The organism is Vibrio sp. V08_P9A1T1 (assembly GCF_963874405.1).
GTDB lineage: Bacteria > Pseudomonadota > Gammaproteobacteria > Enterobacterales > Vibrionaceae > Vibrio > Vibrio anguillarum.
Genome location: NZ_CAWNIB010000084.1, coordinates 1 through 7,033, shown reverse-complemented (window position 1 = coordinate 7,033; position 7,033 = coordinate 1). Strand labels below are relative to the sequence as shown.

The following is a 7,033-nucleotide window of genomic DNA, read 5'->3' as shown; positions in this document are numbered from 1 at the left end:
TCATCCATGTTTTGCAAAAACAAGTTATTCAACCTCATTAATATTCAAACTATCCAAACATAAGTTTAAATAACACGGATGATTATTTTTCCTTATCCCACCCAAAAGCAAACGTTTGGCATGAATAAATGTTAATCGAAACATTATATTGATAACTTTTACTAATCCAAATCATTAACATTACTCACATGTAGCACGCCATTTTCGTGATCAAAAATGGGTTTTTGACATATCATTCAATAAGCCAGAACGTTACATGATTTAGATCTAGTTTTCGAATGAGAAAATTATGCAAAATGCGCTCGACTTATTTCCTGTTCCCAAAAATGAGTAATACAATATGAACACAACAACTTCGTCGGCATCTGCCGTACAATCCTCTAGCAAGTGGACTTATAAAGATTTCACTTGGTGTCTTTCACTTTTTGGTACAGCCGTTGGTGCCGGTGTACTTTTCCTTCCAATTAAAGCTGGTGCGGGTGGTTTTTGGCCATTAGTAATGTTAGCCCTAATTGCCGCGCCAATGACTTGGTTCGCACATAAAGGCTTAGCTCGCTTTGTTCTTTCTTCAAAAAATGTTGATTCTGATATTACTGACACAGTAGAAGAGCATTTTGGTAAAACTGGCGCAAACCTTATTACGTTCGCATACTTTTTCGCCATCTACCCTATCGTTCTTATCTACGGCGTTGGTATCACAAACACCGTTGATTCCTTCCTTGTTAACCAAGTTGGCATGGAATCGATTCCTCGTTGGTTACTTTCTGGTGCGCTGATTGTGGCAATGACGGCTGGCGTAGTATTTGGTAAAGAGCTGATGCTAAAAGCAACGTCTGCCATGGTGTATCCATTGGTTTTCATTTTATTAGCACTTTCTTTCTACCTTATTCCAGAGTGGAACACCTCTATGATTGAAGTCGCACCTGATTGGTCTGCGATGCCAACCATCGTTTGGCTTGCAATTCCTATCATCGTGTTTTCATTCAACCACAGCCCAATAATTAGCCAGTTCTCTAAAGAGCAACGCCTACAACATGGTGACAACGCGGTTAAGAAAACCGATATGATCACTGGTGGCTCGGCCATGATGCTGATGGGTTTTGTGATGTTCTTCGTGTTCTCTGTTGTGCTGTCTCTGTCGCCAGAGCAACTCGCGTTAGCAAAAGAGCAAAACATTTCTGTGCTTTCTTACCTAGCAAACATCCATGAATCACCAATCATCTCTTACATGGGTCCTCTTGTTGCCTTTGCAGCGATTACCTCTAGCTACTTTGGTCACTTTTTAGGGGCACATGAAGGCCTAGTTGGTTTGATTAAATCTCGCTCAAATAGCTCAGTAAGCAAGATTGAAAAAATGTCACTGATCTTCATCGTGTTGACAACTTGGATCGTAACGATTGTAAACCCAAGCATCCTAGGCATGATTGAAACCATGGGCGCACCGATGATTGCTGGCATCTTGTTCCTGCTGCCTGTATTTGCAATGCACAAGATCCCTGCAATGGCGAAGTTCAAGACTTCAGCACCAGTACAGATTTTCACAACTATCTGTGGTCTTGCTGCTATTACTTCTGTAATCTACGGCGCTCTTTAATCTGGTGGTTATATCAACCGTCATGAATACTGCATACAGAACATAACTATAATAATGAGCCTCCCTCTTAGCTAGGGGGGCTTACTTTTGAGGTAATCGATATGATTAGTGTATTTGATATCTATAAAATCGGTGTTGGTCCTTCAAGCTCACACACAGTGGGACCAATGAAAGCGGGTAAAGAGTTTATTGATGATTTACGTTCAATGGGAAAATTGCGCGACATCACTAAAATCACCGTGGACGTTTATGGTTCATTATCACTGACAGGGAAAGGTCACCACACAGATATCGCTATCATCATGGGTCTTGCTGGTAATACCCCTGAGAAAGTTGATATCGATGCTATTCCAGGCTTTATCGCACGCGTTGAAGAAACCGAGCGTCTTCCCGTTGGTATGCACTGTCATACCGTATCGTTTCCTAAAGAAGGTGGAATGAATTTCCACAAAACGAATTTGTCCTTGCACGAAAACGGCATGCAGATCCATGCGTGGATCGATGATGAAGTCGTTTACTCAAAAACCTACTACTCTATCGGCGGTGGTTTTATCGTTGATGAAGAAAACTTTGGTAAAGAAAAAGAGAACCCTATTAAAGTTCCTTATGTCTTCACTAGTGCTGACGAGATGATGAACCAATGCAAAGAGAGTGGTCTTTCCATCAGTACGCTGGTTATGGCTAACGAAAAAGCACTGCATTCTGATGAAGAAGTTCGTACTTACTTTGCCAATATTTGGAAAACCATGCGCGAATGTATGGACCGCGGTATGAATACTGAAGGTATCTTACCAGGGCCTCTTCGTGTTCCACGCCGAGCAGCAGCACTTCGTCAACAGTTAATGACCTCAGAAAAAACCACTAATGATCCAATGGCGGTTGTTGACTGGGTAAACATGTACGCTTTTGCAGTGAACGAAGAAAATGCCGCGGGTGGGCGTGTGGTGACGGCACCTACTAATGGCGCATGCGGTATTATTCCTGCAGTGTTAGCCTATTACGATAAATTCATTCAGACCGTTACTGAAAAAGACTATATCCGTTACTTTGCCGCCTCTGGAGCTATCGGTGGGCTTTACAAACGTAACGCTTCTATTTCTGGTGCGGAAGTGGGTTGTCAAGGTGAAGTAGGTGTTGCATGTTCGATGGCAGCCGCGGGCCTTGCAGAACTGATGGGTGGAAGCCCTGAACAAGTTTGCATGGCCGCTGAAATTGCGATGGAACATAACTTGGGCTTAACCTGTGACCCTGTCGCGGGACAAGTACAAGTGCCTTGTATCGAGCGCAATGGTATTGCTGCCGTGAAAGCGATCAACGCAACGCGTATGGCGCTACGCCGCTCATCGGCGCCTCGTGTTTCGCTTGATAAAGTGATCGAAACCATGCTTGAGACAGGTAAAGATATGAACGCCAAATATCGTGAAACGTCCCAAGGTGGTTTAGCGATTAAAGTCGTTTGCTAACGAGCACCTATCTATTTAAAAACCTCGTTCATTAAAACTTAACGCCACTCGCTTAACCGCGAGTGGCGCATTTTACGACTTTACCTCACGATCCAGTGAGGAACTTAAAACTGACCGAGATATTCCCAGCTACTGTTGGTTGGATTGGGATCGGTTGGGTAAGGGAAATAACCGTACTTAGTCACTTTCAAGCGGTAGTAATGATAGCCGCCACGGAAAGCGTATTGATAAATATCGTTCACTTGACCACGCTGGCCATCACTGCCCCACACGCCCATCGCATCTTGTTGATACCACTCCAGTAACGAACGTTCAAAGCTTGCTAAATCACGATTTAATTCCGCAAGGTAAGCTTGAATGGTGCTGTCGCTGCCAAGGTAAACCCAATCTAGGTTTGACTCTCCGAGCACCGGGAAAGCTTCCCCCTCTCCTGGGCGTTTTTGGATAAAGTAATGGTTTTCACCATCGATTTGCCCAACAAACACCGCATTTTGCGCCTTATCCCAAGTGGTTGAGGTACGCTCATCCCATGTCAATAAGCGAGATACACCAAAGTAGCTTTGTACACGCGCTTCAATGCTCACACCAGCCGCTCTATTGAGCTTGATTGGGTTGAAAGCAAAGTTCACATAGCGATCTGCCGAACCTAGGTGTTTCCAACCTTGATTACTGGTTTGATCGGCCGGGAATGCGCCAGCATCTACCATACGCATTACAAAGTAATCATGCATGCCCGTTTCTGGGTTCGGGTAGACATACAATGCCCCTGCTCGGCGCTCCGCTTTCGTCACGCCATTGTTTAGAGCGCCACGCCCATAGTGTTCGGCCACAAAAGCATCAAACTCAGCGATCGTTGCAAAATCCGTGTTCAGCAGAGTTTCATTCTGTGCGAAGGTTGGTGTCATATCGACCACTTGGCTGTAACCGTACTCTTGGCCAATGATGATTGGGCCTTTGAGCTTATCCAGCGGCGGGTTCTGATCTGGCGTCATTCGAGTCAGTTCTGTTTCACCACCGCGATCCGAACAATGCAAACTCACTTGAGTTGGTACTCCATTCTCCATCGATAAGTTAACGTGGAACTTGTTACTTTCATTGCCAGCGTGGCGAGAGGCACTTAATCGAACTTGTTCGTGGATCCCATCTGCAAATTCAACATCTAACTGACACTGGCCCTGAACCTGGTAAGTAGGACGCAACACTTCATCGCCACGAATGGCATAGCGCCACGTTTGGCCATTTTTATGCATCACACCTGCAACCTGTTCACAGTGATTACCAACGACAAATCCAGCTCCATCGTGATCATTTCCAGACTTATTGAGTGTACATAGGCTCACTTCACCGACATCGGCCGTCGGTGTGTAAGTCACCGTTCCGCGACCATACTTGGAAAGCAGTTCATACTCGCCTTGCGCAGAGGTCATGTTCACGTTGATGTTCCATGTCACATCGCGTCCAACAGAACAACGGTCGGTACTGAGTTCAACCCCACCGACAAACTGCGATCTATCGCCATTGGCCGCTTGGAAAGTAAACTTACACAAACGTTGCTGCTCACCATCTATGCGTAATGTTTGCCAAATATCGCTATCGAGCTGTGCCTGAGTCAGGTTCGCCACCGCTTGCCAACCTTCCAACTGATAATCCCCTTGCTCTGGCTGTGGCAGCTCAAACACGTTGCCATAATTCGAGTAAATCAGAGGATAGATTTGGCTAGGGTTCTCATTCTGCGGATCATAAATCCCCAATAAAGTAACTACGGGTACGCCCACTTGCTGCGGTTTCGGTGTATCGGTTTCTACCGCTTCATAACGTTGAGTACTCTGATCCCACTGCACATAACCGCTTGGGCTGTTGCTATCAAGGTTAAAACCGTTGTTCATCCAACGCTGTGCTTTGCGCGACTGAGCCGGATGCTCCAAGGTAAAGCGGCTGATGGTGCCAACGTACTCTTGTTCACCGCCATTTTGCGCATCACGCAGGAAACGGAAAGCATCTTTAAACGGCGGTACAATATCGTCACCTTGCTGTTGGGTATAAACATCGCCTTTCCAGTGTAAGTTACCAATAAAGCGTTGGTGGAACGCATCCCACCCCCAGCCGGACTCCAGATCGTGAATTGAGGCCATGTACGGCCAATGACCTAAGCCATAGTTATGCCCAAGCTCATGAGACCACTCGTTACCTGTCGTCGCTTCCAGTGTCACGATGCCGCCGCCGCCACTGCCGCCATGCACGACGACTTGCGGCAAATCAGTGTCTTTTTTGGTGTAGATGCCCACATTGGTATGGGCAGTGATGTGGTTAAAACGTCGATTGTATTGCTGCGAATAACCCGCACTACTCACAATGCCGACGTTGGCGTTGTTAACACCTGTAGAGACCAACGCTTTACCGATCGCTTCACGCATATCGCCGCTGTGCCAACCACCCGTACTCGCACTCTTATCGGTGTACACCACACCATTTGGCATAGTGACAACAGGAAAATAGGCAGGAGTGTAGTCAGCCATCACCAATTTAGACGCGGGTATTTTTTGGAAATAATCCGCGGCCAAAGTTGGAAGATTTTGAATCATCGTATTGTGGTTACGCGGTTGAGTCAGCATGCCCATGTCGATATTTTGAATCACCAACTCAGGCGCACCACCAAACTGGATGTCTCCTTGGCTGAGCACACCTTCACGGCCTAAGTTGTCGGTCAAGCGCAGTGAGAGCTCCGGCTTCATCCAGTTCCATTGCAGCGGCAGTGACCAAGCGTGATGAGAGAACACCACCTTCATACGGCCATTCTCTGGCTGATCCGATGCGGCCAGAGCACTGGGCGGCAGCATCAAGGTGGTGTGCACTAATTCGCCATCGAGGAACACTTCGGCGCGGACTTGGTTAATCTCTTCCCCTTGTTGCGGGGTAAACAGCAGCATCGCTTCACGGTTCATGATCGCATCGAGATGACCTTGACCAGTTAACTCATTGCTATTCGGCGCGACTGATGTATGGGTTTGAGTAATGCCCAACCCACCCTCTAAACTGCCTTGCAAATGGTTCGGGGTTGGGATTTCATCGGCAAAACCGACTCGAGCATCTTGAGTAGTAAAGCGCACTACCTTGGGCTCAGCACAATCCACTGGATTACACGAGTTCAACACCATCTCATATGATGTGCCTGGCTTAAGGTCACCGATAAAAAAGCCCGCAGAAACCGAATCATAGCGGCGAACATCCTTCGCATCACTCAAATTGGTTAAGGTGAGCTGAGTCTTATCGGCTTCATTTTGCCCAAGCCAGTCAAATGACACACCGACATCAGACAGGCTCGAGACGGTTAACGAGGTAATCTCTGGCTTCACTAACGCACCACAATCAGAGGTTTCGGTACGATAGATGACATCACGTTGCCAAATATAGCTACCATCGGCGCGCTTAGACCCGTGTGCCGCAGGAATGTATTCGACAAAGCAGCCTTGCTCGTCCGATTCGTAAACACCAAATTCGCGGCTCATCAGATAAAAACCGCCGTCGTACACCATGAATTCCCAACTCTGATCGACAAAATCGATCACATTGCGATAAGGCGTATCATCGCCACTTTGATAAGGTATAAAGGGGAATTGCAGATCATTTTTGTAACTAAGCCGATAATCGAAGCCTTTATAGTGGATCCAACGCTCACCGTTGCGTTCAAACACCCCTTCTCCACGTTCGGCGGTCGCTTTAATCGATTCTAACCGCTCGACGATTTTTTCCCCGATCTGGATCAAGGTGAGCTCATTTTGCGCCCAAACGGGTGCGCTTCCCAGTAGCCCTGCTACCAGAAGCGTTAATGGTTTCTTATTCATCATTGGATTGCTCATTTTAGTTTATAGTGACGTGCCTGAATTTCAGCAGCAGCAACCCACGAAATCTGCGCTGGTTAAGCAACAATCGATTCCGGATATAGACAACTGGGTTACCGATTCATTATTAGTTACCT

General features: G+C 46.6%; 3 protein-coding genes. 2 read left to right on the top strand and 1 reads right to left on the bottom strand.

Annotation, left to right across the window (positions count from 1 at the left end; all coding sequences use genetic code 11):
* Window positions 1–340: 340 nt before the first annotated feature.
* A complete protein-coding gene (locus AACT21_RS04415) occupies window positions 341–1,594 on the top strand; it encodes an aromatic amino acid transport family protein (protein WP_017047579.1) in 1,254 nt (417 codons plus the stop codon).
* Window positions 1,595–1,695: 101 nt separating this feature from the next.
* Complete coding sequence (locus AACT21_RS04410; RefSeq protein WP_013856773.1) at window positions 1,696–3,057, top strand: L-serine ammonia-lyase; 1,362 nt, start codon at window positions 1,696–1,698, stop codon at window positions 3,055–3,057.
* Window positions 3,058–3,161: 104 nt separating this feature from the next.
* On the opposite strand, the gene AACT21_RS04405 is transcribed toward AACT21_RS04410, so the two are convergent.
* Window positions 3,162–6,899 (bottom strand): M66 family metalloprotease, encoded by a 3,738-nt coding sequence (locus AACT21_RS04405; RefSeq protein WP_176430248.1) that lies wholly within the window; start codon window positions 6,897–6,899, stop codon window positions 3,162–3,164.
* Between the last annotated feature and the right edge of the window lie 134 nt (window positions 6,900–7,033).